The organism is Kitasatospora sp. NPDC042419 (assembly GCF_056437345.1).
Genome location: NZ_JBWKAW010000057.1, coordinates 1 through 25,234, shown reverse-complemented (window position 1 = coordinate 25,234; position 25,234 = coordinate 1). Strand labels below are relative to the sequence as shown.

Annotated in this window: 22 protein-coding genes and 6 pseudogenes; 11 read left to right on the top strand and 17 right to left on the bottom strand. The window is 70.9% G+C overall.

The window, feature by feature from the left end; all coding sequences use genetic code 11:
• Nucleotides 1–166: 166 nt before the first annotated feature.
• Complete coding sequence (locus AC067J_RS42620; RefSeq protein ID WP_478308227.1) at nt 167–2,125, bottom strand: ATP-binding cassette domain-containing protein; 1,959 nt, start codon at nt 2,123–2,125, stop codon at nt 167–169.
• Nucleotides 2,122–2,448: a MazG-like family protein gene (locus AC067J_RS42615; protein ID WP_478308226.1), complete on the bottom strand. Its 327-nt coding sequence runs from the start codon at nt 2,446–2,448 to the stop codon at nt 2,122–2,124. Before AC067J_RS42615 ends, AC067J_RS42620 begins: the two co-directional genes overlap by 4 nt.
• 1,170 nt (nt 2,449–3,618) lie before the next feature.
• Here AC067J_RS42615 and AC067J_RS42610 point away from each other — a divergent pair.
• A complete protein-coding gene (locus AC067J_RS42610) occupies nt 3,619–4,290 on the top strand; it encodes a class I SAM-dependent methyltransferase (RefSeq protein WP_478308225.1) in 672 nt (223 codons plus the stop codon).
• A gap of 80 nt (nt 4,291–4,370) precedes the next feature.
• Here AC067J_RS42610 and AC067J_RS42605 read toward each other — a convergent pair whose 3' ends face one another.
• The 5 genes and pseudogenes from AC067J_RS42605 to AC067J_RS42585 all read right to left on the bottom strand — a co-directional run.
• Nucleotides 4,371–5,453: an IS630 family transposase gene (locus tag AC067J_RS42605; RefSeq protein WP_478308229.1), complete on the bottom strand. Its 1,083-nt coding sequence runs from the start codon at nt 5,451–5,453 to the stop codon at nt 4,371–4,373.
• Between the two features lie 146 nt (nt 5,454–5,599).
• Nucleotides 5,600–6,913 carry an MFS transporter gene (locus AC067J_RS42600; protein WP_478308224.1) on the bottom strand — a complete coding sequence of 438 codons (1,314 nt, stop codon included), beginning with the start codon at nt 6,911–6,913 and terminating at the stop codon, nt 5,600–5,602.
• Between the two features lie 229 nt (nt 6,914–7,142).
• Complete coding sequence (fxlM, locus tag AC067J_RS42595; protein WP_478308223.1) at nt 7,143–9,476, bottom strand: methyltransferase, FxLD system; 2,334 nt, start codon at nt 9,474–9,476, stop codon at nt 7,143–7,145.
• A 31-nt stretch (nt 9,477–9,507) separates the two neighbouring features.
• Nucleotides 9,508–9,624, bottom strand: a pseudogene (locus AC067J_RS42590) (aminoglycoside phosphotransferase family protein); the annotation flags it as partial.
• Nucleotides 9,625–9,685: 61 nt separating this feature from the next.
• Nucleotides 9,686–9,979 (bottom strand): annotated as a pseudogene (locus AC067J_RS42585) (NUDIX hydrolase); the annotation flags it as partial.
• Between the two features lie 550 nt (nt 9,980–10,529).
• On the opposite strand from AC067J_RS42585, the gene AC067J_RS42580 reads away from it, so the two are divergent.
• A complete protein-coding gene (locus AC067J_RS42580; protein WP_478308221.1) occupies nt 10,530–10,682 on the top strand; it encodes a hypothetical protein in 153 nt (50 codons plus the stop codon).
• 702 nt (nt 10,683–11,384) lie between these two features.
• On the opposite strand, the gene AC067J_RS42575 is transcribed toward AC067J_RS42580, so the two are convergent.
• Entirely contained in the window at nt 11,385–11,876 is a 492-nt protein-coding gene (locus AC067J_RS42575; protein WP_478308220.1) for a CGNR zinc finger domain-containing protein, read from the bottom strand.
• Between the two features lie 64 nt (nt 11,877–11,940).
• On the opposite strand from AC067J_RS42575, the gene AC067J_RS42570 reads away from it, so the two are divergent.
• The 3 genes and pseudogenes from AC067J_RS42570 (at nt 11,941) to AC067J_RS42560 (ending at nt 15,278) form a co-directional block, all read left to right on the top strand.
• Nucleotides 11,941–12,621: a hypothetical protein gene (locus AC067J_RS42570; protein WP_478308219.1), complete on the top strand. Its 681-nt coding sequence runs from the start codon at nt 11,941–11,943 to the stop codon at nt 12,619–12,621.
• 832 nt (nt 12,622–13,453) lie between these two features.
• Nucleotides 13,454–13,825: pseudogene (gene acnA, locus AC067J_RS42565) on the top strand (aconitate hydratase); the annotation flags it as partial.
• A 133-nt stretch (nt 13,826–13,958) separates the two neighbouring features.
• Nucleotides 13,959–15,278: a glycoside hydrolase family 18 protein gene (locus AC067J_RS42560; RefSeq protein WP_478308218.1), complete on the top strand. Its 1,320-nt coding sequence runs from the start codon at nt 13,959–13,961 to the stop codon at nt 15,276–15,278.
• A gap of 191 nt (nt 15,279–15,469) precedes the next feature.
• On the opposite strand, the gene AC067J_RS42555 is transcribed toward AC067J_RS42560, so the two are convergent.
• Together AC067J_RS42555 and AC067J_RS42550 are read right to left on the bottom strand one after the other, a co-directional pair.
• Nucleotides 15,470–15,601 carry a hypothetical protein gene (locus AC067J_RS42555; protein ID WP_478308217.1) on the bottom strand — a complete coding sequence of 44 codons (132 nt, stop codon included), beginning with the start codon at nt 15,599–15,601 and terminating at the stop codon, nt 15,470–15,472.
• Nucleotides 15,602–15,679: 78 nt separating this feature from the next.
• Complete coding sequence (locus AC067J_RS42550; protein WP_478308216.1) at nt 15,680–15,904, bottom strand: transposase; 225 nt, start codon at nt 15,902–15,904, stop codon at nt 15,680–15,682.
• A 50-nt stretch (nt 15,905–15,954) separates the two neighbouring features.
• On the opposite strand from AC067J_RS42550, the pseudogene AC067J_RS42545 reads away from it, so the two are divergent.
• The 3 genes and pseudogenes from AC067J_RS42545 to AC067J_RS42535 form a co-directional block, all read left to right on the top strand.
• Nucleotides 15,955–16,419, top strand: a pseudogene (locus AC067J_RS42545) (transposase); the annotation flags it as partial.
• 118 nt (nt 16,420–16,537) lie between these two features.
• Nucleotides 16,538–17,782, top strand: a complete 1,245-nt coding sequence (locus tag AC067J_RS42540) for a sensor histidine kinase (RefSeq protein ID WP_478308215.1) — start codon at nt 16,538–16,540, stop codon at nt 17,780–17,782.
• The gene (locus tag AC067J_RS42535; protein ID WP_478308214.1) at nt 17,770–18,417 is read left to right on the top strand and encodes a LuxR C-terminal-related transcriptional regulator; all 648 of its coding nucleotides are present in this window, start codon (nt 17,770–17,772) and stop codon (nt 18,415–18,417) included. The genes AC067J_RS42540 and AC067J_RS42535 overlap by 13 nt, the downstream gene beginning before the upstream one ends.
• Before the next feature lie 694 nt (nt 18,418–19,111).
• Here the strand turns inward: AC067J_RS42535 and AC067J_RS42530 are convergent.
• Nucleotides 19,112–19,429 carry a sigma factor-like helix-turn-helix DNA-binding protein gene (locus AC067J_RS42530; RefSeq protein WP_478308213.1) on the bottom strand — a complete coding sequence of 106 codons (318 nt, stop codon included), beginning with the start codon at nt 19,427–19,429 and terminating at the stop codon, nt 19,112–19,114.
• 121 nt (nt 19,430–19,550) lie between these two features.
• Between AC067J_RS42530 and AC067J_RS42525 the strand changes: the two genes are divergently transcribed.
• Nucleotides 19,551–19,961, top strand: a complete 411-nt coding sequence (locus AC067J_RS42525) for a hypothetical protein (RefSeq protein ID WP_478308212.1) — start codon at nt 19,551–19,553, stop codon at nt 19,959–19,961.
• On the opposite strand, the pseudogene AC067J_RS42520 reads toward AC067J_RS42525, so the two are convergent.
• Both AC067J_RS42520 and AC067J_RS42515 read right to left on the bottom strand, forming a co-directional pair.
• Nucleotides 19,917–20,297: pseudogene (locus AC067J_RS42520) on the bottom strand (transposase); the annotation flags it as partial. The gene AC067J_RS42525 and the pseudogene AC067J_RS42520 sit on opposite strands and share 45 nt — an antisense overlap.
• 418 nt (nt 20,298–20,715) lie before the next feature.
• Entirely contained in the window at nt 20,716–21,021 is a 306-nt protein-coding gene (locus AC067J_RS42515; protein WP_478308211.1) for a helix-turn-helix domain-containing protein, read from the bottom strand.
• A 136-nt stretch (nt 21,022–21,157) separates the two neighbouring features.
• Here AC067J_RS42515 and AC067J_RS42510 point away from each other — a divergent pair, with 136 nt between their 5' ends.
• Nucleotides 21,158–22,396 (top strand): IS701 family transposase, encoded by a 1,239-nt coding sequence (locus AC067J_RS42510; RefSeq protein WP_478308210.1) that lies wholly within the window; start codon nt 21,158–21,160, stop codon nt 22,394–22,396.
• Between the two features lie 121 nt (nt 22,397–22,517).
• On the opposite strand, the gene AC067J_RS42505 is transcribed toward AC067J_RS42510, so the two are convergent.
• On the bottom strand, nt 22,518–22,694 hold the full coding sequence (locus AC067J_RS42505; RefSeq protein ID WP_478308209.1) for a hypothetical protein: 177 nt from the start codon (nt 22,692–22,694) through the stop codon (nt 22,518–22,520).
• 79 nt (nt 22,695–22,773) lie between these two features.
• Nucleotides 22,774–23,076, bottom strand: coding sequence for a hypothetical protein (locus AC067J_RS42500; RefSeq protein ID WP_478308230.1), 303 nt, complete (start codon nt 23,074–23,076; stop codon nt 22,774–22,776).
• Here AC067J_RS42500 and AC067J_RS42495 point away from each other — a divergent pair.
• Nucleotides 22,987–23,685 carry a transposase gene (locus AC067J_RS42495; protein ID WP_478308228.1) on the top strand — a complete coding sequence of 233 codons (699 nt, stop codon included), beginning with the start codon at nt 22,987–22,989 and terminating at the stop codon, nt 23,683–23,685. The genes AC067J_RS42500 and AC067J_RS42495 overlap by 90 nt on opposite strands.
• Here the strand turns inward: AC067J_RS42495 and AC067J_RS42490 are convergent.
• Together AC067J_RS42490 and AC067J_RS42485 are read right to left on the bottom strand one after the other, a co-directional pair.
• A complete protein-coding gene (locus tag AC067J_RS42490) occupies nt 23,651–24,145 on the bottom strand; it encodes a hypothetical protein (protein WP_478308208.1) in 495 nt (164 codons plus the stop codon). The two genes, AC067J_RS42495 and AC067J_RS42490, sit on opposite strands and share 35 nt — an antisense overlap.
• 60 nt (nt 24,146–24,205) lie before the next feature.
• A pseudogene (locus AC067J_RS42485) lies at nt 24,206–25,104 on the bottom strand (IS5 family transposase).
• Between the last annotated feature and the right edge of the window lie 130 nt (nt 25,105–25,234).

Sequence of the window (25,234 nt, the reverse complement as noted above, 5' to 3'; positions counted from 1 at the left end):
GATACCTGGCCGGACCGTCGCCAACCGTGACCACCAGCGGGGGACGGGGGCATGCTGTCCTCGGCAGCCGACCGGTGGCTGGTCGCGGTGCCGGCTGTCCCCTGCGACCGGAGCGCGGGGGGCTGCGGCCTCCGGCCCGGGCGGGGCGGGTGCGTCCGGACGCGGACTACCCGGGGGTGTCCCCGCGTTGAGCGGGAACTCCGGCCACCCGGTCGTGCTGAAGCGCTCTCAGGTCCGCGAACATGCCCTCGGTGGAGGCCAGTTCCTCGAACGTGCCCTCCTGGATCACCTCGCCGTGGTCGAGCACCACGATCCGGTGCGCCACCCTGGTGTTCTCCAGGTTGTGGGTGACCAGCACGGTGGCGCAGCCCTTGGCGACATCGGCGAGGCCGGTGAAGATGCGGTGCTCGGCACGGGGGTCCATCGCGCTGGTCGGCTCGTCGAGGACGAGCAGCGTTCCGTGGCGGGCTCGGTAGAACGCGGCTGCGGTGACCACCCGCTGCCACTGCCCCTCGCTGACCTCGGTCCCGCCCCAGAAGTCCTTCGCCAGCAGGGTGTCCAGCCCGGCGTCGGCCTCGGCGATGACCTCGTCGGCGCCGGTCGCGGCCGCGGCCTCCAGCACGGCACCGTCTCCCGCCTCCCGCCGCTGTCCGAGCGTGATGTTCTGCCGGATGGTGAGCGGCCAGTGCGAGAAGTCCTGCTGCACGAAAGCCGTCTGGCTCCAGAGCCGGTCCGGATCCATGTCGCGGGTGCTGACCCCGTCCCACGTCACCGTCCCGCCGTCGGGCAGGGTCAGCCCGCACAGCAGCTTCATCAGTGTCGACTTCGCCGCGCCGTTGACCCCGACGACCGCGACGATCTCGCCCCGCCGCACGGTGAAGTCCACGCCTCGCAGCGCCGGTCGCTCGGAGCCGGGGTAGGTGAAGGTGACGCCTCTGGCCTCGACCACCCTCGCGCCGACGGGCGGCGCGAGCGCGCCGCGGTCCAGGCGTTGCGCCCGGGCCGTGGCGATGAACGACTGCCAGTCACCGACGTACAGGCCGGTGCGGTGGACGGCCGCACTGTAGTTCGCGGCCGCGTGCAGGTCGGCGGCGGCAGATCGCAGCGCGATGACGGCGGTGCCGGCCGACGCCAGGGTGACGTGCCCGGTGGCCAGCAGCCAGGCCAGGCCGCCCCACACCAGGCAGGACCCCGCACCGGAGGCCGCGGCGCCGTAGAGGTTGAACATCGCGCCGCGCCCGGCGGCGGTGTCGGTGGCGTCGTTGACCTTCGCCGCGGCACGCCGGTGGAGGCCGAGCAGGAACGGGGCGATGGTGTTGGAGCGGATCTCGGCGGCCGAGCGGCGGTCGCACAGGTGCCAGCGCAGGATGTTCGCGGCGCGGGTGGCACCGAAGGTGGACATCATCGCCCGGTAGAAGGCGTTGGCGGCGGCCGTGCGCGCGAGTGCCTGGGGGGTGACGGCGAGGACGAGGAGGGGGAGCAGGACGGGGTGGATCGTGGCGATCACGATCCCGGCGGCGGTGAGGTTCGCGGTGTAGCCGATGACGTCCCGGGTCTGCGAGAGCAGGTCCCGGGTGGCGCCCGCGCCCCGGTCGGCCGCGTCCCAGGCGGTCTGGAACGCCGGGTTGTCGTACGCGGTGAGTTCGGCTCGGGTCGCGGCGTCGATCAGCTCCAGTTCGGCGGTCCGGGAGATCTTGGGGCCGATCCGGTCGGCGACCCACTCGCTGACGATGCGCAGCAGGGCAGCCGTCGCGGACATCGCGGCGAGGAACGCGACGGCGGGAAGCGAGCGGCTGAGGCGGTCGGTGATCGGACCACCGTCGGCGATGAGGTGGGTGATCATGCCGGTGGTGGCGAGCAGGCCGAACGCGGAGGCGGTCGCCGAGGCGGCCGCGCACACCAGGAGGGTGATCAGCGCCGGCCGGTCGGCCTGCCGGCCCAGGCGCAGGGCGAGCGCGAGGAGGCGGGGGAGGGCACGGGCGGTGGCGCGCAAGGTGGTCTTTGTGCCGTTGATGATCTCGGCGTCGCTGCCCGGGGGCTGCCATTCGAGCATCGCCTCGTCGTCGAGGTCGTCGGTCCCGGTCGGAGCGGGGGCGGCGGTGGGGGTGGGGGCGGGGGTGTTCAAGCGGTGGCCTCCCTGGTGAGCGGTCGCCCGGCGAGGTGCTGCAGGTGCCGCGTGAAGGCCGCTTCGGGGTCGCCGCCGGTGCGGGCGATGAGGATCAGGGCGGTCACCGCGGCGTCGCAGGCCTCGGCGTGGACCTGCTGCAGCGTGTGGGAGCGACCTTTGCGGGGGTTCATCCCGAGTAGGCCGATGACGGCTTCGGCGACCTCGCCGCTCTCCTCCGCCAGCTTCAGGGCCTGCCCCAGCATCACCTGCTCCCGAGGTACGTCGGAGAGTGAACTCAATTGTTCTGCAAGGAACTTGATGGTATTCCAGGGATTGTCCATGGCGCTGAATCCTGCCCTTGTTCGAATGGCCTGTTCAACCCCGGCGGTTCCGGGCGAGCCCGGGCCGAACAGCCCGAATTCGATTCCCGCCGACACCGGGGTTCGCGAGCCGGAGCCCGGCGGGCCAGCGTGCGAAGCCTTGGCCACGGAGCAGCTGAGGCGGCCTCGATGTCCGGCTACCGGGTCCCGCCGAGCCGGGACGGGACGGGAAGGGCCGGCAAGGGTGGTGGCCCTGTGTCGCCCCATCGTGAGCTGGTCGGTCAGACCGATGCGCAGCCCTCGGCCGTGGCCAGGGGTAGTGGGGATGAGCGGGCTCAGGCCCTCCAGCCGGAGTTTTTCCTGGAAGGCCGCCGCCGCGCCGCCGCTGTTGATTCGCTGGGTGGTCTCGGAGCACCTGACCTGCGGCCTTGGCCCCGGGACGAGCCTGACCAGCCCCAAAACGTCGACCAGGACGCGGTGTTCCAACCGGCAGGTCCATGATGGAATTTCCTCGGCAGCGCCTGGAACAGGCGGCGGCCCGCACGCTGCCCAGGCCCGTTCTGGCGAGTCGCTCCACAGCCGCGCGGATCTTGTCGTCGGTCGTCGCCCCGCCACTGACGGGTGCGCGGGTCGGCGCGGCTGCGGGATTCCGCTGGGCGGGAAGCGTACGGCTGCTTTCCCGCGGTGCGGGTTCCTGGTGCTGCTGGCGCCATGCCGTCACGCGGGATGAGGCGGTGACGGCTAGCGTCCTCGACGAAGGAAATGCTTCGGGCCCCGGTCCAGCGGAATGGATCTGCTGGGCGGGGCCGGTCGACTGCTGATCCGTTACGAGGAGGGGTCGTCTGTCGTGGACTGGCTTCATTTTCGGATGGCCGAGTTCACCACGCAGGAGTTCGTCCGCGGGGCGGAGCGTGCGCGGCTGGCCGCGGAGGCGCGACGGGGACGCCATCGTCAGCGGCTTCTGATCCGGTCCTGGCGCGGCCACCGGAGTCCGGCCGAGGGCACCCCGCGCACTGTCTAGTCCGCTTCGCACAGCCTCGTCGTCTGCCGCCTCGCCAAATGCGCTGGGCAGAACATTCGAGGGCTGCGAAAGATTCGGCCCCCGGGTCGTCCGACACCGACCAGGCCGTTGAGTTGCGCCGAGTTTGCCGAGCCGGTAAACCGGAGTGCCAACATGGTTACTGTGGACCCATGGCATTATCGTCTCGTCTTCACCGTTTCAGCCAGCGGCACCCCTGGAGCCATAACGACCACTACGGCCCGTGGGTCGCCAGTCAGGTTGCCGAGGCCGGGGCCCGCGATGTCCTTGATGTTGGATGCGGTACGGGCAATCTCGCCGCGCTTCTGCGCCGCCAGGTCCCCAGCGTCACGGGGCTCGAACCCGACCCCCGGACGGCCCGTGTCGCAGCAGAACGCTTCGCCGACGACTCAGCGGTCACCATTGTGGAATCGGGCTTTGCGGAACGAAACCCGGAAAGCCGCTTCGACGCCATCACACTGGTGGCGGTCCTGCATCACCTACCGCTGGCCCCCACTCTGAGGGAGCTGCGGGAGTGCCTCCGTCCAGGTGGGCGCCTCGTCATTGTCGGCTGCTATCGGGAGGCCGGGCCTGTCGACATGCTCGCCTCACTGCCGGCCATGCTGGCGAATCCGGTGATGGGAGTGGTCAAACATCCGACCCGCGCCCAGACGCTGCCCTCACACATGACCGCACCCACCGCGGCTCCGCTGGAAACTCTCAGCGACATTCGGGCCGCGGCCTCGGCGGAGTTGCCCAACGCCCGGCTCAGGCGCCGCCTGTTCTGGCGGTATAGCCTGGTCTACGACGCCCCCGCAGAGGTGCTGGGCAGTTCTCCGGCATAGGCCTGGTGCTTCAGGCCGAACGACTACCGGACCTCCACGATCCACAGCCGCTCCACGCCCGCGAACGGGCGTGGAGCGGCCTAGTGTCCTGCGCCTGGAATTCGTTCAAGATATGAGGCGAGTCGTTCGAGGATTTCGTCGGCGGTCTTGGTCCAGGTGAACGGGTGGGGATTCTCGTTCCAGGTCTTGATCCAGGCCCTGATGTCCTTCTCCAGGGCCTGGACGGACTTGTGGACGCCGCGTCGTAGTTGCTTGTCCGTCAGCAGTGCGAACCACCGTTCGACCTGGTTGAGCCAGGATGAGCTGGTCGGGGTGAAGTGCAGGTGGAACCGGGGGTGGCCGGCCAGCCACTTTTGGATCGCCGCGGTCTTGTGGGTGGCGTAGTTGTCACAGATCAGGTGCACGTCCAGGTCGGCGGGCACTTCCTTGTCGAGCTTGGCGAGGAACTTCTTGAACTCGGCCGCGCGGTGGCGGCGGTGGAGGGAGCCGATGACCTCGCCGCCGGCCACGTCGAGGGCGGCGAACAGGGTGGTGACGCCGTTGCGCAGGTAGTCGTGGGTGCGGCGCTCGGGCATGCCCGGCATCATCGGCAGTACCGGGGCGGAGCGGTCGAGCGCCTGGATCTGGGACTTCTCGTCGACGCACAGGACCAGAGCGCGCTCCGGCGGGTCCAGATAGAGCCCGACCACGTCGCGGACCTTGTCGATGAACTGCGGGTCCTTCGACAGCTTGAAGGTGTCGACCAGGTGCGGCTTGAGGCCGAAGGCCTGCCAGACGCGGCCTACCGTGGACTTCGACAGTCCCGTCTCGGCGGCCATCGACGCCCGCGACCAGTGGGTGGCGTCCTTGGGGGTCCGCTCCAGAGTGGCGACGACGATCTCCTCGATCCGCTCGTCGCTGATCTTCCGTGGAGCGCCGGGGCGTTGCTCGTCCGCGAGCCCCTCAAGCCGGCGCTCCAGGAAACGCCGTCGCCACTTGCCGACCGTCTGCGGCCAGATGCCGAGCTCGGCGGCGACCTCCTGGTTCGTCTTCCCCTCCGCGCAGCCGAGCACGATCCGACACCGCAGAGCCAGCGCCTGCGACGACTTCGCCCGCCGCGACCAGCGGACCAGCGTCTCCCGCTCGTCGTCGGTCAAGGTCAACTCGGCCATCGGCCGACCCATACGCGCCATGCACGCAGGCTACAGATATGAAGCGAATTCCTGGCGCAGGACACTAGTGGCGGTGCTGTCGGGCGCCCGCGGAACGGGGCCAACTCCGAGATGGCACGGCCGGCCAGGCTTCGGCGCCGCCGTCTATCGCACCGCAGTCACGGGTATGGGGGCCGGACCGGGGCGCGGCCCTCACGGGCAGGCGGGACCGCTGCGGATACGGGCGGGAGGGGCATGTCCCGTAGGGCGCGGACGGGTGAGGCCAGCAGCAGGACGACCGGCACGACCTGGAGTACCGCGCCGATGGTGAGGGTCGTCCGTACGTCGAGGAGGAGGGCCAGGGTGCCGGCGGCCGCGGCGGCGAGCGGGCGGGCGCCGGCCGTCACCGTGGTGCTCGCGGCCTGCATCCGGCCCTGGAAGCGCGGGTCGCACAGCGCCTGCCGCAGCGACCGCTGGCTGGTGCCGGACGCCGTGGCCCAGAACAACTGCACGGCGAGCGCCGTGGCCATGGCGATCTGCCAGCCGGGTCCGGGCCCGGCGAGGAGCAGGGGCACCTGGGCGATGGGGCTGACCGCGAATCCGGTGATGATGGTCGGGCCGATGCCGATCCGGTCGGCGATCCTCGGGGCGAGGAGCGCGCCGGCCAGGCTCCCGGCACCGCCGACTCCCATGATCACGCCGAATGCGGTCGGGGAGGTACCGAGAGCGGTCAGCAGGTAGTACGCCCGGTACGTGTTCATGACCGCCAGGCCGAAGCTCAGTGTGGCCAGGGCCGCGATCACCGTGCGGATCGTGGGCTGCGCGAGGACGTAGCGCACCCCTTCGGCGATGTCCCGCGCAAGGCCGCGTCGCTCCGTGGGCAGCCCGGCGGCCCGTTCGGGGGCGCGGATTCGCAAGAGGAACAGCGCGGAGAGGAGGAAGGACACGGCGTCGGCGATGACCGACCGGGCGGGGCCGACGGCAGCCACCAGCGCGGCGCCGGCGTTGCTGCCGGCGCTGTCGGCAACCGACGACGCGGCGCCGAGCCTGGAGTTGGCGTTCTGCAGCCGGCGTGGTTCGACGAGGGCCGGCAACAGGCTGATCGCCGCCGCGTCGTGCACCGTCCTGGTCATGCCGAGGACGATCGTGACCGCGAACAGGTGGCCGATGGTGAGCACGCCCGTGAGCTCGGCGGCCGGGACGGTTACCAGGGCGGTGGCCGCGGCGAGGTCCGAGGCGATGAGCTGGGGCCGCTTTGCACGGCGGTCCGACACGGCGCCGGCCCACAGCGCGAGCGTGCTCGGGAGCTGGCCGAGGAAGGCCAGGACGGCGACCTGGGCGGTGCTCGCGTGGAGTTCCAGCACGGCGAGAGTGGGGAGCGCGACGGAACTCACCGCTGATCCGGACAGGCTCGTGGCCTCGCTGCCCAGGAGATACCGGAAGGGCCGGCTCGCCCACGCTGTGGTCCGGGGCGTCCGTGCGGCCGTCCTCACCCGGCGCCACCACCGGACGTCCGGTTCGAGACGACGACGTCGGGGCACGGGACGTGGGCCGGACGCCGGGGCAGCGGCCGGCCGTCGAAGAGGTCGACTTCCGGCTCCGCTGGGGTCGGCCGGGGCGGGGAAGACGCTCTGGGGGCCGCGCGGTGATGGTTACGTCGGCCGGGAACGCCTCCGAGGGCTGGGGAGCGGGGCGCTGCCTGCCGGGAGTACTGGACCCTGGTCATGACGCTGTCCTTGTGATCGGCGCGTCTGTCTCGGAGGGGTGGTGGGTGACATCGGATCCGGGCCACTGGAAGACCAGGCGGCTCGACCTCTTGGTCAGGACGTCGCCGACGGGGAGGTCGTCGTCGGACGTGGTGGCGGGGTGGATCGTCAGCCGGGGGTAGCCACGGCCCCGTGCGTGGCGGTCCCATGCGCGGACGGTGTCGGCGAGCCGCTCGGCGAGGTCGGGGCCCAGGGGGCCGAAGGCGTGGGCGACGAACTCTGCCCCGTCCTCGGCGGCGGGGGTGTGGGTGAGGTAGGCCAGTGAGGCGGCGCCGAGCAGGGCGGCCGCGTCGGCCCCGCGCGGAACGGCGGCGATCCCGGTGTCGCGCTCGCGGTCGAGTGCGAGACGGCAGAACCCGGGCAGGCGGGTCGCGAGGTAGAGCTGCAGCGTCTCGAACGACTCACCGCGCGCGACCCGCACTCCGGTCGACGCCTCGTGCCGCGCCCCGCGCAGCGCCTCGTCGAGCCCTTGGGCGTCGCCGAAGGGGCCGTCCTCGAAGCGCAGCTGCAACTCGCCGTCGGCGAGGTCGACGGCCGGGGTGGCGCGGCCCATCGACCCGAGGTCGCGGACGAACCCGCAGTAGGTCCAGTCCCGTGCGAGCAGCACGTCGCCGCGCCGCTGGAGGGCGACGGCGCGGGTGTAGCCCTGGACCTCCAGCGGGACCACCAAGTAGCCGCCCTCGGCGAGTTGCTCGCGCCAAGCCGGGGCGATGTCCCAGACGTCGTGGGTGACCACGATGGCGTCGAAGCCGCCGCGCGGCACGTGCCGGCCGGGCGCACCCAGCGCCCCGTCACCCTGGACGGCCAGGACCCGGCCGCTGCCCGCCTCCGCGGTGAGCCGACGGGTGCGGTGCACGACATACGGGTCGATGTCCACGGTGACCACGTGCCCGGTCACCCCGACGGCGTGCGCGATCAGCTCGGCGTTGTACCCGCCCGAGCCCACCTCCAGGACGGCTGCGCCCGGGCGCAGCCGCAGCTTCTCGACCATGTCGGCCTGGAGCCAGGCCGCGGACACCGAGCTGGTGGCCCGCCCGGTGTCGTCCCGGCGGGTGACGACGGCCAGGTCGTCGTCGTAGGCGGTGGCCAGGGCCTTCTCCGGGGCGTAGCGGTGGCGCGGGACGTCGTGCAGCGCGGCGCGGACATGGGGGGAGGGGGCCCAGCCGCCGGCGATGACGGCGTCGGCCATCCGGCGTCGGCGGCGGGCGGCCTCGGTGCTCTCGCCGGGTACGGGCGGCCGGTCGGCGGCGTGCGGGTAGGAGCGGACCTCGGGGAGACCGGGGATGACGCCGGGCCAGACGGCGTTCAGGGCGTGCGCGGCCGGCGCGAAGACAGCACCGAGGTAGCCGAGGGCGTGCGGGTCGTGCCACTCCCAGCGGAGGAACAGGTCCGGTTCCGGATCGGTGAGGACGCCGGTCCACCGGGCGATGCGCACGACGGCCGTCAGGCGCGGGACATCCTGGACGGCGTCGGTGAGCATCGTCACCACGGAGGCGTCTGCGGGGGTGGCGTTCAGGCCGGTCTCCTCGGCGAGTTCGCGCACCGCCGTCTCCTCGAACGCCTCCGCACCGATCGGCTTCCCGCCCGGCAGCTCCCACATGCCCCGGTGGGAGTATCCGAGCAGGACCCGTCCCGCCCGGTCGGTGACGACCGCGAGAGCCGCCGTCGCGGCAGGGCCCGAAAGCGGGCACCGGCGCTCGACCGCGGCGGTACCGGCATGGCAGGGACCGCGCAGGACGAGAACGGCCAGACCATCCGCGTCGAGGCGCTGCGCCGTCTCCCAACCGGCCGCCAGCAGGGCGAGTTCGTCCTCGTCCAGGGCGATGCCCCGCCGCTCGGCAGGGGTGCCCTCGGCCGTCGGCGTGATCACCACCACCGCACCACCGGGACGCAGCCGCTCCCCGAGCGCGTGCAGGACCCGGGTGCGGTCGTGGACGAACGCAACGGCCAGCCGCAGCGTGACCAGGTCGTAGCCGTCGTCGTCCAGTTCGGCGGGGTCGTCGTGCTCGACGTCCAGGCGCAGCCATCGCACCGCCGTTGTATCACCGTGCTCGGTGCGGGCCCGCACCAGCGCGGAGGCGGCGAGGTCGAGCGCGTCGACGGTGTAGCCGGTCGTGGCGAGGTGGGCGGCCAGCTCGCCGGTGCCGCACCCCACCTCCAGCGCCCGCCCGCCTCCCTCGGGCGCGGGGGCGTGCTCGGCGAGCAGTGCCCGCTCCGTGTCACCGAGCGGCCGGAACCCCTGGCCGGCGGCGTAGTGCTGCTCCCACTGCCCGTGCGGAACGCTTCCCACGATGCTCCTCGTCTCGTCCGGTCGGTGGTGGTCAGGGTCGGTGGGTGGCGCGCAGGCGGGCGAGGGTGCGCCTGCCGCGTTCGACGAGCTCGGGGTCGCGGTTGGCCGCGCCGTACTGGATCCCGGAGACCGCGTCCAGCACGCAGTGGACGGCCAGGTGCTCCTGCTCGGTGTCGGTGAGGTGTCAGCAGCTCGAACTCAGCGGCGCGGATGCCGGCCTCCTCCGCCAGTTCCCGGCGCGCGGCCGCCGGCGGGTCCTCGCCGGGCTCGCATCCGCCACCGGGACACATCAGCAGCCGCTGACCGCATACGTAGACGCTCTCCTCCACCAGGGCGATCCGGCCCCGGTCGTCGAGGGCCACGACGCGTACCCCGTCGACGGACTCGGTGTACTCGTACGTCCCCGTGCTCCGGTCGGTGCGCCGGACCGCGTCCCGGCGCACCGTCACCCGGAGTCCCGTGTACTCGACGGTCGACGAGACCGTGGTCCAGCCGTCGATCATGCCGACTTCTCCGTCCGGGGGTGTTGCGCCGGCAGGGGCCCTGCGGTTGCCCGGAGGGCGGGGTGAGCAGGGAGCTGTGACTCGATCCGCGCGACTGCCCCGTGGAGGACTGCGGGTTCCTGCCCGGTGCCGGCGTTCGGGGTCAGCCGCGTCGGCTGGGGTGTGTCGCGGACCGCTGCGGCGGCCTTGGGCAGGCCGGGCCGGAAGGTTCGGCAGTCGCTCGCGGCGCCAGGCAAGAGGGGCATATTCGGGGCTCCGGGTCTGTTCGGGGCAGGGGCCTGCCGGGCCTCGCGGTGGTCTTCGCGAGCTGGTGGAGCTTCCCCTGGCTTCTGCCGGTGGAAGCGGTCCTGGTGAGGACGTACATGACGTGGACGGGAGTGTCGGTGGGGGTGGTGGGCTCGGTGGCGAAGGCGAGGTGTCGCCGACGTGGAACTCGGTGCGTTCGAGGCGGAGGGCGCTGAGCTGGACGGGGACGTCGGCGGTATAGCCGAGGAGAGCGGAGGCGGGCGCCCATCCCTGTGTGAGTTGGGACTTCAGGGCCTGGTGCGCGATGAAGCCGAGTCTCGTCTGGGTGCTCGCGCAGGAAGTAGCGGACGGCATCCTCGGCGGAGAGGTACCGGGCGAAGACGCGCAGCACCCCGAGGGCCTGGTCCAGATGGGTGGGGGAGCCATGGTGCGCGGCGACGTAGGCGGAGTGCGGTGAGTAGGTGTGCAGGCCGAAGTCGTTGGTCAGGCCCGCAGCCTCGGGAGTGGTCGGCAGGGAGCGGACCAGCGCGGTGAGGGCCTCGGGGCCGGTGACCGGAAGGTGGTCGTGCAGTCCTTGGACGGTGCGGGCGAGCCGTGCCTTGAGTGCGAGACGCGGAAGGTCCGCGTTCACGTCGGCGGTGAACACCCGGGCGTCGAACGCGGGAAGGACGGCCTGGACCTGGCGCCCGATCACAGCGATCCGCTCGAAGTTCAACGCCCCTTTCTTCAAAGGCACTTGGTCACTCATCGGAGACACCCTAGTGTCCGGTGGGCGCCGCGCCCGGCCGCCGGGCGGAAATTCCCCCATCGGGGGGACGGGGCGGCGTGTCGGCTTGGTTCGTCAGGCGGATCCTGACCGGCCAAACCCCACGGGTCCGAGCTTCCTCAGGTCGTCGTCGCTGCTCCACTGCGTGGCGGCGCGTGGAGGATACACGGATCTGCACCGCAACGGATGTACGGAGAAGGGAAGTTGGCCGATGCGCCGACCATGGCGCTGGTGGTGCGGCGATGGGCGCGTTGGTGCGCGCGCAGGCTCAGGCCGACTTGTGCAGTGCGGGGCATTCTCCTCCATCGAGGAGGTGGACGCCGCGTTCGCCGCCTGGGCGCCCGTCCGGCGCGCCCAGATCCACAAGGGCAAGCTAAATCACCGGTGTTGGCCCTATGAGTTCTTCGCCGCCCGGGCCCGATGAGCCGCGACCGTCGTCCGACTCGCGCACGCATTGGAGCAGAATCGGCGCGTCCGGTTCCGAGACTGGTCCACGAAGTAGTTTCCGCACCCGGCCGCGGCGCACCGTCCCAGCGTCACCGCCGGATCCCCGGCGGCGACCAGGGCGAGTTTGGCGGCGATCAGCTGGCCGACCCAGCGCTTGGCCGGGGTGCCGTTGCGGCTGAAGTGGACGTGCCAGCCGCCGAGGCCGTCGTGGTCGGACAGGTGCATTTCCGGCGGATAGTCGCGCAGCAGGCGGTGCACGGCTTCGGGGGCGACGTCGTCGACCGACTGCGCCAGGGCCGTGCGCACGAGGTCCGGCAGCTCGCCGTAGTCGCCGCCCGGCGGCGGAGTGACCTCGTGCTCCGCGAAGAACGCGGCGACCAGTTCGCCGTGCTGGTCGAGGGTCCCGGTATTGGCCAGCTCGACGGCCAACCGCGCCACGTTCCCAATGTAGTCACCGTATTGCACTTGACCGCCTACATCGCCACTTCTTACTGTAGGTGCCATGCTATCAAATGACACCTACGTGGCCCGCCGCCTGCATCTGCTCGGAGAGTGGGACGCCGCGCTCGCCGTCCTGGGCCCGGAGGCCGAGCCCGAGCTGCGCGCGGAGATCGCCGTCGACCGCTGGTTCTTCCAGATCAAGGGTCACGAAGAGGCCGAGAAGGCGGTCGCGGCGCTCGATCCCGCATCGCCGACCGCGCACCTGCTCACGGCGCGACTGGCCTACAGCCGCCTGCTGTTCCAGCGCGCCCCCCGCGCCGACGACCGCGCCGTGGCCGAGGCCGGTTACCGCGCGGCGGTTGAGAGCGGCGACGAGAAGCTGCGCGCTTGGGCCGAGTACCACTGGGCCGTCCTGCTGGACAACATCGACGAGGACCCGGCCGGCGCCCTCCCGCGCTACGAGGCAGCTCTCGAGATCGCGACGAAGTCCGGCGACGGCTACTTCGAGTCCTACATCATCCGGCACCTCGCACCGCACAAGGAGCCCGCCGAGCGGATCGCGATGCTGCGCCGCTCACTGCACCTGCGCGCCGCGCTCGGCGCCCGGCCCCAGACGGTCGCCGCGCAGGCCCTCCTCGCCGAGAACCTCCCCGAAAACGACCCCGAGCGCGCCGGGCTCATGCAGACGTTCCGCCCAGCCGCGGAAGAACTGCACATCGGCTGGCTCCTGTCCGAGGACTGATCCGCCCAGCGCCCCGGACCGAGCAGAGTGCGGCGGGGCCGGCAACCCAGGCCTCGACCGCATCCCCCGCCCCGAGACAGAGTGATGCGGGCGTCCCGGACATCTGCGGTCACCGTTGACCTGCGCAGCAGTGGTGTGATCCGGTCCCATGGACCGTCCTCGATCTCTCACGGCCTTCGCGTGCTCGCCTTCGTCGGCTCGGTCGTCGCCGCCTCCGGGAACATCAAAGAACCTGGTATGCCTGTGACTGAGCCCGGATCCACCGAGCTGATTCCGGGCCGAGCGTGTCGGCGGTCTTGTCGGGGTGAGCGGCTGGAGTCGTGGGGTGTCCACTGGTCTGCCCAGCTCTTCCACGTCTGCTCCGGTCGGGCCTTGGCGGGCCGGGTGGTCGGTCGGTGGTCAGCCCGGTGGTGCGTGGGCGGCGTCGAACAGGTCGGTGAACGCGTGCTGCCGGGGCCGGCGGTCGGGCAGATGGAGCGTCAGCCTGCGGGCCGAACGGGCGGTGCGGGCAGGAACGTTGACCAGGTGGGCTCGCAGGGCCGTGGTGGTCGCCTTGGTGTGGAAGACGCCGACGAGGCTGCCGGCGGCGCGCAGCAGGTTGAATGCGATCGCCCACAGGGTCGGCCACGCGTTGTTCGCGCTGTTCGCCTGGAAGCTGCCGGAGGGCAGGCGGGCCAGGAGCTGTTCGAGGTTCGGATCATGCGGTTGTGGTGAGGTGCTTGAGCCACATGATCGATCCTCGGAGGTGGAGTCCTGCTTCGTGGCTCGTCGGGGACTTGTCGTAGCGGGTGGTCAGGCCGCGCCCTGAAGAGATCCGAACCTCAAACAGCCCGTAGCCGGCAGGGAGTACGGCTCGGGCTCGTTCCGCGACTGGGTCGCCACGAGCACCGCGCTGCTCGGCGTGAGTTCCGTCATCGCGGAGTCGTACGAGCGCATTCACCGCTCGAACCTGATCGGCATGGGCGTGCTGCCGCTGCAGTTCCCGGCCGGCCCGACCGCCGAGTCGCTGGGCCTGACCGGCGAGGAGACCTTCTCCTTCACCGGTGTCACCGAGCCGACCGAGGGCCGCGCCCTGAAGACCGTCAAGGTCTTCGCGGGCTCGGTCGAGTTCGACGCGGTGGTCCGCATCGACACCCCCGGTGAGGCGGACTACTACCGCAACGGCGGAATTCTGCAGTATGTGCGGCGCGGCCTGATCGGCTGACGATCCACCAGTTCCCAAGAGGGTCGGGCTACTTCGTGTGATCCGGCCCTCTTGTGCGCGCCCCCGGCATGGACTAGATCTTCTCTCACGATTGGTACAGACCATCTGACCCCACTCAGACAAGGCCACCAGTATGTTCAGACGCACCTCCGCGTTCCTGGCGACGGCGCTGCTCGCCTCGCTCGTCGCGGTCCCCGTGACCGCTCACGCCGATGACGACGACAGCCGCCGGCTGCCCGGCCACCGGGTGGCCTACTTCACCGCGTGGAGCGCCTACAGCGGCTTCTCCGCCAAGAAGGTCCAGGACTCGGGCCAGGCGGCGAAGCTGACCGTGATCAACTACGCCTTCGGCAACATCTCCCCCGAGGGCACCTGCTTCGAGGACAACCTGGCCGACCAGGCCGACGCCTGGGCCGACTACCAGCGCCCGATCGACGCGGCCGACTCGGTGGACGGCGTCGCCGACACCGAGGAGCAGCCACTGAAGGGCAGCTTCAACCAGCTGCGGAAGCTGAAGGCGAAGAACCCCCACCTGAAGGCCCTCATCTCGATCGGCGGCTGGGGCTGGTCCAAGTACTTCTCGGACGTGGCCGCCACCGACGCCGCCCGCAAGAAGTTCGTGGCCTCCTGCGTCGACCTCTACATCAAGGGCAACCTGCCGCAGCTGGGCTCGCCGGAGGGCGGCCCGGGCAGCGGCGCGGGCGTCTTCGACGGCATCGACCTCGACTGGGAGCACCCGGGCGGCGACGGCCTGCCGGACAACGCGGTGCGCCCCGAGGACGGCCGCAACTTCACCCTGCTGCTGGCCGAGTTCCGGCGGCAGCTGGACGCGCTGGGCAACGGCGGGCGCGGGCGTCACCTGCTGACGGCGGCCGTCGCCGCCAACACCGACGTCGCGGACCGGCTGGAGCTGAAGAAGGTCGCCCGCCAGGTGGACTACCTCAACCTGATGACCTACACCATGCACGGCTCCTGGGAGCCGCAGGGCCCGACCAACCACCAGGCGAACCTCTACACCGACCCGGCCGACCCCTCCGGCATCGGCGACAGCTACAGCGCGGACCGGGTGGTGCGGCACTACCTGGCCGGCGGCCTGCCGGCCCGCAAGGCGGTGCTCGGGGTGCCGTCCTGGGGCTACGGCTGGACGGGAGTGCCCGCCGGGGCGAAGAACGGCCTCTACCAGCCCGCCACCGGCATGTCCCCGCGCGGCGGCCAGCTGCCCTACAAGGCCATCAAGGACCTGCCGGGCGCCGTGCACACCGACCGCGAGCACGGCGCGGCCTGGAAGTACGACGGCACCGAGTTCTGGACGTACGACAACCCGGTCACCGCCGCCCAGAAGGCCCGATACACCCGGCGGAACGGTCTCGGCGGCGTGATGGTCTGGTCCCTGGACGGGGACGACGCCCAGGGCTCGCTGATCGCCGCGCTGGACCGCGGTCTGCGGCGCTGACCTGTGGTTATGACCCGGCGGCGGGCGGGGCGACCCGGCCGCCGCCGGGTGCGGCGGGCTTCTCCCGTGGTCGGCTGAGGTCCGCAGCGAGCGGTCTGGCGAGGCGGTGCTGGGTGTGGGCGGATCACCAGCCATGTCCAGCGGTCACCCGCTTCGGGTGCGCGGATCGTCGGGCGGGTCCAGTCGAGGGCTTACTTGAACAGCCGGAACGCGTATTCGAGATCGAAGCGGCGGAGGAAGGCCTGCCAGCGATGGTCGATGTCCCGGGCGGTGGCGCCGGTACGGGAGGACCACAGCCGGAACGGGCTCGGGCGCGCGGTCACCGGGCAGGTGGTCGACCTGCAGCCGCATCAGCGTCCCCTCGATCACGGGGAGGTCGCCGTCGTGGTCGATCCAGCAGGTCAGGTGGGCGAGGCGGGGTGCAGGCGGTCCCGGCTGCTGGCCTTGGCGGTGCCGCAGTGAGTGGTCTCGGTGGTCGTGGCGTGCCGAGGGTCGGGCCAGGTGATCGGCTTGTTCAGCGTGAACTCGGGACCGTGCTTGGACGGGCGGCCGTTGGTCTCCGGCTTCCTGGGCGGCTTCGGTGGCCGCAGTACCCGGTCCGACCGGATCCGGCCGAGGAGTTCCACGGGCAGGTCGGCCAGGACCGGTGGCCGGCACGCCGACAAAGACGAGGCGGGGGAAGAAGATCGTCGGCAGGAAGCGAAGCATCGTCACCGACACCCTCGGACTCCTCCTCGCCGCGCTGGTCACCGCGGCGAGCGTGCAGGACTCCGCCGCCGGAACCCGGCTGCTGGACCAGGTGGCCGCCGAGCACCCCGGCATCCGCAAGGTGTGGGTCGACGGCGGCTACCGCCAGCACCTCGTCGAGCATGCCGCCACCCTGGGCATCGACATGGAAGTCACCGCCCGCCCTGGAACCAGGGGCTTCACCCCTATCCCGGAACGGTGGGCGGTCGAGCGGACCTACGACTGGCTCATGCTCCACCGCCGCCTGACCCGCGACTACGAAACCCTTCCCACACGCTCCGAAGCCGCGATCCACATCGCCATGACCGACCTCATGACCCGCCGCCTGACCGGCGGGAACACCATCTCCTGGCGCGACCCGAAGAAGCCCACCAAACACTCCATCCCGGGATGAAACATCGGACGAAAGTGACCTCTGAGACCCCGGCCCCGGCGTGGTGGTACTGGGTTCACCATGGATGCGGATACAAGATCCATGGCAGGCCCGTCTTGAGGTGCTCTAACGTCGAGCCATGACGATTCCACTCTGGTTGAGGCGCCTGGCACGGAGGGCGCGGCGTGACACCGGCTTCCTGGCCACGGGCGTCCCGGTGCACCTGGCGCTGGTGCCCGTGTGGGCGTGGGGCGCGGCGACCACTGCCAGGACGGGGAACTGGGCGCTCGTGCTCCCGGTGTCTGTCGCCCTGGTCCTGAGCGGCGTCCCGGTGCTGACGGTGGTTCAGCGGTACCGGTACCGGGCGCTGCTCGGGGTGGACATCCGTCGCTCGGCGCCCGTGCCGCAGCGGTGGTCGCCGACCATGGCCCTGCGGTGGCTCTCCTCGCCGCGCGCCTGGCGCCAGGTCGGGTACCACCTGATGCTGGGCCCGCTGGTGGCCTTGTCGGAGCTATTGGTGCTGGTGGCGGCGATGGTGGGTCTGGCGGGCGCCACCGGGTACGGCTGGGTGTGGGCGCTGCCGGTCGGGGTGCGGCGCGACTGGTTCGGCTGGGCGACGCTGATGCCGTGCTACACCGTGCTCGGCCTCTTTCTGCTGTCCCTCCTGCCCTGGCTCTCCGGGGTGGTGGCCCGGGCGGAGTCGCGCTCCGCCGCGGCGCTGCTCGGGCCCAGCCGGGCCGATCGGCTCCAGGAGCGGGTCGCGTACCTGGCGGGCAGCCGCACCGACCTGATCGAGGCGGTCGATGCCGAGCGCCGCCGGATCGAGCGCGACCTGCACGACGGCACCCAGCAGCGGCTGGTCTCGCTGGCGGTCAACCTGGGACTGGCCATGGCCACCCGCCCCGACCTGCCGGGCGAGGCCCGTGAGGTGCTGGCAGAAGCGCACCTGGAGGCGAAGGCGGCGATCGCCGAACTCGGCGATCTGGTACGCGGGTTGCACCCGGCGGTGCTCGAAGACCGGGGCCTGGACGCGGCGTTGTCCGGACTGGCCGCCCGAGTTCCCCTGCCGGTGCGCCTGCGGGTCGAGCTGCCGGAACGGGCGGCGCCCGCCGTGGAGTCGGTTGCGTACTTCGTGATCTCCGAGGCGCTGGCGAACGTGACCAAGCACGCCGGCGCCTCGCGGGTCGAGGTGACGGTCCGACGGGTCGGGACTGTCCTGCGGGTGAACGTCACCGACGACGGGCTGGGCGGCGCCGACCCCTCCGGTGGTACGGGGTTGAGCGGGCTGGCCAAGCGGGTGGGCTCCGTAGACGGCATCTTCCGGCTCAGCAGCCCCGTCGGGGGACCGACGACCGTGACGGTGGAGCTGCCGTGCGCGCGGTGATCGCCGAGGACTCGGTGCTGTTGCGGGTCGGCCTGGTCAAGGTGCTGGAGATGGGAGGCTTCCAGGTCGTCGCGGAAGTCGGCGATGCGGAAGCGCTGTTGGCCGCGGTCGAGGAGCACCAGCCCGAACTGGCTCTGGTGGACGTCCGGATGCCGCCCACCTTCACCGACGAGGGCGTGCGGGCGGCCGCGGTGATCCGCCGCGGCCGGCCGCGCACGGCGGTGGTGCTGCTCTCGCAGTACGTGGAGGAGCGGTACGCCGCTGACCTGTTGGCGACCAACACGAGCGGAGTGGGCTACCTGCTCAAGCAACGCGTGGCCGATGTCCAGGACTTCGCAGCAGCGGTACGGCGGGTGGCCGAGGGGGGAACGGCGCTGGACCCCCAGGTCGTCGCCCAACTTCTGCTCCGCCGCGGCGACCCCCTGGCCGTCCTGACCCCGCGCGAGCGGGAGGTGCTGGCCCTGATGGCGGAGGGCCGGTCCAACGCCGGCATCGCCGGGGCGCTGACGGTCAGTGAGAGCGCGGTGGCCAAGCACATCAACAACATCTTCGCCAAACTCGACCTGCCGGTGGCCGATGCGGACCACCGCCGGGTGCTCGCCGTGCTGCGCTTCCTGGGCGCGTCCAGGGGCTGAACCCCGGGGGGGACACGCCTGCCGTCATCACGGCGACGGGCTCGGCGCCGGCCCACGCTGCGCCGCGTCCGGGGGCACGGGGACGCTGACCGCGGTGGCGTCCCGGCTGCCGTTGGAGGCGTTTCGGCAGTTGTCCACTCCGATGCGGACTTCGACGTCGGGCCCGCTCGGGTAGGCGAACCGCACGTCCGTGACCGTGTGCGCGTTGCTGACACACCGCATCGCGTCCTTCGGCGCGGCGTCGAGCAAGGGCGACCAGGGCACTCACCTGCGCGCTCGACAGGCGGCCGGAGCGGGGGAGCACCAGGGCGTCCGCTCTCCCCGGGGCCGGGGACGACGGCCGCTGGTAGAGGCAGACCCAGGCCGAGTCCGGTGAGGCCGGAACCACCGCGTCGGCGGCTCCTGGGCGCTGCGAAGCGTTCAACGGCCCAAGTGGTGCCGGGCGCGGACGATCGGGGCCGGTCGCCTCCACCTGCACCGTGTCTCCAGGCCGACCTGTCGACATCGTGACAGCCGACACCGCGCCCGTTGCGACGACCAGCACCGCGCCGGCCGTGCCAAGCAGTGTGAGCCGCCGCCGGCGGCCCGTGCACCGGCTGCGACGCCGGCGAACAGGGCTGCGTCTCCGGATGGGAGGGCGCCGCGGCGTCGCGCAGCAGTGCCCGGACAACTGTCTCCTCGTGGTTCTGCTCGTTCATGCCACCTCACCCGGGGTCTCGGACAGCATCGCGGCCGGCACCAGCCGACGGAGAGTAGAAAGCCTCTTGGCGGTCTGACTCCTCACCGTGCAGCCCATCGTCTCGGCGGTCTGCGGCTCGGTCAGATCCGCGTAGAAGCGCAGAACGATGACGGCCCGTTGCCGGCGCGGAAGCCGACGCAGCACGTCCGCCAGGACCACACGCGCAGTGGACTCGACCTGGGGGTCGGCCACCAGGGCGCCGTCCGGCGCGTCCTCGTGCGGAATCTCCGCCCGCCAACGCCGCCGCCGCAGCCAGCCCGCATATGTGGTCACCAGGACGCGGTACATTCAGCCGTCCACGTTCTCCATCCGGCTGGCTAGTGGCTCGTGTCGGATCCTTGTCCAGGTATCTCGGTAGGCTGCCCGGGTTGTGGCCGTGTGGGAGGGGTGGCGAGTGAGCGAGTCGGATGCTTTCGGGCGGATCTTGGCAGTGAACAACTCGGTGTCGCTTGGTGTGTTCCTTGCGGTCGCGGCAGATCACCGGACATCGTTCGCCGTGGTCGAGCTGGCCGGCCGCGGTGTCACCGCGAGCGCGAGCGCAAATCGCTGGGTGCTTGAGGTCGGTAAGCCGTTGCTGGACGGGTTCACGCTGGCGGACAAGCTGATCGAGTTCGGCGAGTGGGAGGATCGGCTCGTGGGCCTGTGGCGGGCGTTTGGGCGGGGTGAAGTCGGCATGACGGAGTTCGAGGCCCAACTGGCTGAGCTGGTCACGGCCATGGAGGGTTGGTCGGCAGTTCCCATGGGCCCTGTGGAGGACTTTTCAAGCCGCCTGTGCCGGGTGATGGGTCCAGGTGCGGACGGGTGAGTCGGGGGCGAAGTTGGTTTTTGGTTCGGCGCGGGCGTTGCGCCAGCGGACGTAGGCGGCGATGGTGGCGTTCTGTTCGCCGTGGCTGCGGTGGTCGGTGCCGTTGAGGGCGAAGTAGCGCAGGGCCGCGAACTCGGACTCGATCCAGTTCAGCCACGATCCGTAGGTCGGCAGGAAGACCAGTCCGACGCCGTTCTCTACCGCCCACTCGCGGACGTTGGGGTGCTTGTGCGGGGAGAAGTTGTCCAGGACGACGTAGAGCTTCTCGCCGGGCCGGCGGGCGCGCAGGGACTTGAGCAGGGCCAGAAACTCGCCACCGTTTGCGGGGCCGGATGCGGTGGTACATCTTGCCGGTGGCCAGGTCGAGGGCGGCGAGCATGTGCATCACCCCGTCGTAGCGGTTGTAGGTGGCCCGCAGCAGGCGTGGTGAGCAACGCGGGCGCCATGCCTTTCCCTTGCGGGGCATCAGGTTCAACGGCCCGAAGTCGTCCACGCAGACCACGCGGCCGTCGGCAGGCGGGGAGTCATAGAGCGCCAGGATCCGGTGCGTCTTGGCGATGCAGTCCGGATCGTTCGAGGACTTCCAGGTCGTGGTCTGCCAGGAGACCCTGCCCTCGCGCAGTATCCGCCGCGGGGTCTCGCGGCTGACGGCGCGGACCACGTGCTGCTTGACCAGGTGCTCGGCAAGCTTCGTCAGGCTCCAGGTCGAGAACGCTGCGATCTTCCAGTCCGCGGGGGACGTCCGGGCGATCGGTCAGATGCGCTCACGCACCTGACTGCTGATCCTCCTGGGGCGTCCCCCGCTCCATTTTGGGTCTAGCGCGTCGAACCCCCACTCGTTGAACGCGTGGATGACATCGCGCACATAGTCGGCGCTGAGCTGCATCAACGAGGTGATGTCCGGCACCGACTGGCCCTGCGCGGACATCATCACCACGATCGCCCGCCGAAGCCTCACCGGATCCTTCGCGGTCCGGCTGATCCGCTGCAGCTGGCGGCCCTCCTCCATGCCCACCGGCCGGACGAACACTCCCGGACGACGCCCCACGACCACCTCCACGACCACGACTTGAAGGAAGCCTGCCCTCCAAGGGACGGAGGATCAATTACCCGGCGAAGGAACTGAGACGAGCCACTAGTAGTACTTCGTTAGGTTGATTTGATCTTGGGGCTTGCGGCGGTGCATGCTGCGGCCTGTGGATCTTGGTGAGGTGGAGAAGCTCCGCGAACACCTCGGCGAGTTCGTCGCCGAGGTGTTCGCGTCGCTGGCGCGCAAGGACCAGCGTCGGCAGGGGGATTGCTATCTGCGTGGGCTGATGCTGGACGGGCGGCGCAAGTCGATCCAGCCGATGGCCGAGCGCCTGCCGGATGGGAACATGCAGGCCCTGCAACAGTTCGTCAGCCAGTCGCCATGGGATCACACGCCGGTGCTGCGACAGATCGCCCGGAAGATGACCTCCGCGCTCGCGCCGGAGGCGTGGGTGATCGACGACACCTCGTTCCCGAAAGCTGGGGATCAGTCCGTGGCCACCACGCGGCAGTACTGCGGCGCGCTGGGCAAACGCTCGCTCTGCCAGGTCGGGGTGAGCGTCCACGCTGTCACCGACCAGGCCTCCAGCCCGCTGTCCTGGCGGCTGTTCGTGCCGCCGGACTGGGACGACCGCGACGACGGGCGCCGGCGCCGCACCGGCCTGCCGCCCGAGGTCGGGCACCGCGAGAAGTGGCGCTTGGCCATCGACACGCTGGAGGAGCTGATCGCCTGGGGGCTCGCCCCGCGGGTCGTGGTCGCCGACGCGGGCTACGGCCAGTCCGCGGCCTTCCGTCATGCCCTGCGCTCCCGGGATCTGGACTACATCGTGGCGGTGCGCGGGGACGAGACCGCGCACCGCCACGACGCGGAACCCGAGGCGCCCGCCTACGGCGGTGCCGGTCGCAGGACCCTGCCCCGCTACCGCACGGATTCCGTCGCCCTGCACGAACTCGCCACCGAGGGCGGACGCCGGCCGTTTCGTCAGGTCACCTGGCGCCAGGGCAGCCGCGGCGCGATGCGCTCGCGGTTCCGCGTCCTGCAGGTGCGGCCCTCGGGGAAGATCCCCCGGACGCTCGCCGCCGCGGACGCGGGCGGAGGCGCCGCCTGGGACGGCGTCCTGCCCGCCGAGACCCCGCTCGTCGAATGGCCATTGCACGCCGACGCGCCCACCGAGTACTGGCTCACCAGCCTGCCGCCCGACATCGCGGTCCGCCGCCTCGTGCGCCTGGCCAAGATCCGCTGGCGCATCGAGCACGACTACCGCGAGATGAAGCACGGCTTGGGCCTGGACCACTTCGAGGGCCGCACCTGGCGAGGCTGGCACCACCACGTCACCCTGGTCACCGCCGCCCACGCCTTCCTCACCCTCCGGCGCCTCGACCCAAAAGTCGAGGCGCCGGACTGACCTTCTACCGAGTCCTCGACGCCATCCAGGACCTGATACGGGCCTGGACCGGCGAATGCCCCACCTGCCACCGCGAGTTACCCACCACACGTCGACCAGGGCGCACCGAGCCACTTCAGACCTAACGAAGTACTACTAGGGCATCGATGACCTCCTCGCGGGCGACGGCCGCGCGTCGCGCGACCTCCTCCGCCTCCAGCACCGCCACCCGGACCCGCTCCAGCTCGGCGCGCAGCTCCTCCACCCGGGCCTGCGCGGCCCGTTCGCGTTCCTCCAGCAGCCCCACCAGCGACGGCATCCGCCACCTCCACACACAACTACTGATGTTGAACTCGTAATGTCGGCCGGAGGCTTGCTGAACCACCCTGGTTGCTGGCCTACGATCCGGTGTCGTCCAGCCCGGAGGCTACGATCGCCATGAAGTGCTGCAGGACGGCGAACGGCAGCGGTTGGGCCTCGTCGAAGAAGACCATCGGCGGCTTCTCCTCCTCTGGGGCATAGACAACCACCGTCACGGCTGCTGGCCCCGGAGCTGGCGAAGCAGCCGTCGAAGCGGCACCACCTGGAACCATGCGGGCTTCGCTGAGCTCGTGGTAGCTGATCCGGCCATCACTCGCACCGGTGTCAGTGGACAGAGCGCAGTACAACTCGCCGTCGTAGTCCCAGGTCACCAAAGACATGGCGGCGATGCTGCCACATCCGCCGGTTCAGTTGCCTGGTGTTTGCTCTCACCGCGGTGCCGGAGGCATCCCCTGCACGCTTCAGCAGCCGCCAGGTGCCCCCCACCGTGTAGCCCGGGGATCGTCGACGCGCAGTCGGTGAAGGGCGCCGCGTCGGTGCCGGCCGCCACCCGGGGATTCGACGGGGGGAAGAAGGTCAACGGCCGCAAGCGTCACATCGTGGTGGACACCCTCGGGCTGCTGCTGACGGTGATGGTCACCGCGGCCTCGGTCACCGACCGCGAGGCCGGCCGGACGCTGCTGGCCCGGTTGTGCGAGCGGCACTGGCGCATCACGCTGGTGTGGGCCGACGGCGGCTACACCGGACGCCTGGTCGACCTCGCCCGTGACGTCCTGGGCCTCGCGCTGAGCGTGGTCAGACGCAGCGACGACACCACGGGCTTCGTCGTGCTGCCGAAGAGGTGGCTGGTCGAGCGGACGTTCGCGTGGCTGATGCGCTCACGCCGTCTCGCCCGCGACTACGAGGGCCGCACCGACACCTCGGAGGCAGTGATCCGCTGGTCGATGAGCATGGTCATGAGCCGACGCCTCGCCCGGCGACCGCACTGAACATCCCGGGCTGTTCCTCGGCCAACCAGCCCCGCGCGGCCAGCCGCTTCGCCTTCGAGCGCACCCCTTCCACCTTCGCCGGGACCGGCTCCAGCCCGAGCACCACCGCGAGTTGACGACAGTCCATCACTTCCCCGCACGACCCGTCGCGGCCGGCGAGAGCATCCATGATCCGCTGATAGTCCGGCGCCAGCACCGTCGGAGTGAGTCCCTCCCGCCAGTGCAGCACCATCGAACCCGGCGCCGCTGCCGGGACTCGCGCCGACCGCTCAGCGGCCGTCACCACCGGCGCCTCTTCCTCACCACCGCGAGGTTCAGCCAAGACCTCCGCCACCGTCTCACGGGCGATCACGAACCGCTCCCACGTGGCCTCCGCCTCCCGCAGCTCGGCCTGAAGGGCCTCCACCCGCCGCCGAGCCGCGCGTTCGCGCTCCTCCAGCAACCCCATCACCGACGGCATCCCGGCACCTCCACCGAAGCGACGACACGACACCTCGTCCCTGCCACCGAAACACCGAACCTATGCCTGACCTGCGAAAACGCAACCATCACTCTCGGAAAGACAACGGCTTCTGAAGCTACGTCCGCTTTGAGAATCGCTTCTGAGGAACGTCTCGTGGATGTCGTCGTGTGTGTCCCTGTGGATCCGTAGCCGGCGGGGCCGTGGATCCAGGTGTTGGTGCGCTCGATTGTTCAGCTGGCCGCGCCTGGTTCGGAGTCGTGCGTAACTCCGCGGCGGGGGGATGACTGGTTTGATGCCGCGTTTCCAGAGTGGCTGACGGTACTTGTCGAAGTCGTGGCCGCGATCGGCGAACGGCTGTCGGGGGTGGTGGCGCGGTCGGTCGGTCGTCCTCTTGATACGGGGGATCGCGTCGAGCAGGGGCATCAGCCGGGGGCGTCGTGGCGATTGCCGCCGGTCAGGGTGATGGTGAGCGGAGTGTCGCCTGCGTCGGTGATGACGTGGTGTTTCGAGCCGGGCCGGGCGCGGGTGACCGGGCCCGGTTCGGTTCTGGGTCGCTCTGACGGGTTTGGTGGTGCGAGCCGTGGATCACCGCCCGGGACCGGTCCGGCTTCCCGGTGCGGTGCAGCTCGGTCAGCAGCACCTGGTGCAGCTGGTCCCACACCCCGGCCTCGTGCCGGTCGCGCAGCCGACGCCGGCAGGTCATCCCGGAGCCGAAGCCGAGATCCTGCGGCAGCCACTCCCGCTGGGTGCCGGTGTGCGGTACGAGCAGGATGCCCTGCAGGCAGCCCCGGTCGTCCGGCGGCAGTCGGCCAGGATTGCGCGCGCGGTCGCTGCCTGACCGGCAGCAACGGCTCGGTCCGCCCCCACAGGTCATCCGAGACCACCCACGCAGGACCGTTCCCCTTCCCCGTGGCCCATTCAACGATCCTCCGAGCAAAGGGACATGGCCTCGGCAGAGCTTTCTGTCAGCTCCTCTTATGTGGTCGGGTTTGGGTTTGGGGTGGGGGTGGTGTTGAGGAGTTTGGTGAGGAGGTTGTGGAGGGTGTTGACGGTGCGTGCGTGTTGTAGTTCGGCTGGGGGTAGTTC

Coding starts and splice junctions, on each gene's coding strand:
- AC067J_RS42490 (WP_478308208.1), bottom strand. CDS start 24,145: ATGCCGTCGGTGATGGGGTTGCTGGAGGAGCGCGAACGCGCGGCTCGG.
- AC067J_RS42560 (WP_478308218.1), top strand. CDS start 13,959: ATGTTCAGACGCACCTCCGCGTTCCTGGCGACGGCGCTGCTCGCCTCG.
- AC067J_RS42505 (WP_478308209.1), bottom strand. CDS start 22,694: ATGCCGTCGCTGGTGGGGCTGCTGGAGGAACGCGAACGGGCCGCGCAG.
- AC067J_RS42580 (WP_478308221.1), top strand. CDS start 10,530: ATGAAGCCGAGTCTCGTCTGGGTGCTCGCGCAGGAAGTAGCGGACGGC.
- AC067J_RS42540 (WP_478308215.1), top strand. CDS start 16,538: ATGACGATTCCACTCTGGTTGAGGCGCCTGGCACGGAGGGCGCGGCGT.
- AC067J_RS42610 (WP_478308225.1), top strand. CDS start 3,619: ATGGCATTATCGTCTCGTCTTCACCGTTTCAGCCAGCGGCACCCCTGG.
- AC067J_RS42605 (WP_478308229.1), bottom strand. CDS start 5,453: ATGGGTCGGCCGATGGCCGAGTTGACCTTGACCGACGACGAGCGGGAG.
- AC067J_RS42615 (WP_478308226.1), bottom strand. CDS start 2,448: ATGGACAATCCCTGGAATACCATCAAGTTCCTTGCAGAACAATTGAGT.
- AC067J_RS42570 (WP_478308219.1), top strand. CDS start 11,941: ATGCTATCAAATGACACCTACGTGGCCCGCCGCCTGCATCTGCTCGGA.
- AC067J_RS42500 (WP_478308230.1), bottom strand. CDS start 23,076: ATGTCTTTGGTGACCTGGGACTACGACGGCGAGTTGTACTGCGCTCTG.